Consider the following 502-nt stretch of genomic DNA (forward strand, 5'->3'; position numbering starts at 1 on the left):
GACGCCTGTACGTTTAAGTTCGGCCAGAAAATAACTTACGCGCTCCTCAAAAAACTGCCGCCGCTCATCCTTGACTGGGAGCTCCGCCGGGGCATAGACCAGCTCACAAAGGGTCGCATCCTCCAGCTCCAATAGCTGCTCCCAGGTGTAGGTAGTAGCTTTAAACCGTTGAATGTAATGCCGTACTGTATTACGGGAGATATTTAACTGGCGGGCGATCTGCCGCTCTGAATAATTACGTGCTGATTGTTGTATAATACTGCGTACAATGTGCATCTCTATAACCTTGTTAGCCATCACGATCCGGTAATTTTTACCGCAAAGCAATGGCTTGCTGAATAGATATGCTACTTGTAAGCGCTTTATAAGTGGTTCACTTTGTGCCGGAATGACAGGTGGCTAACCGATAAGAGTGGTTCACTTTACTCCGGAATCCAATCTGCCAAATGAATAAACACTGCCGCCAGGGTGGTTCACTTTGGTCTGGAATAACTGGTTCACT

1 protein-coding gene is annotated in these 502 nt (G+C 47.2%); it reads right to left on the bottom strand.

The window, feature by feature from the left end:
* The coding region (locus KVT36_RS31545; protein WP_254640281.1) for a helix-turn-helix domain-containing protein at positions 1 to 297 on the bottom strand (297 nt) is incomplete at its 3' end.
* Positions 298 to 502: the final 205 nt, after the last annotated feature.

The organism is Chitinophaga sp. GbtcB8 (assembly GCF_019091455.1).
In the GTDB taxonomy this organism is placed as follows: domain Bacteria; phylum Bacteroidota; class Bacteroidia; order Chitinophagales; family Chitinophagaceae; genus Chitinophaga.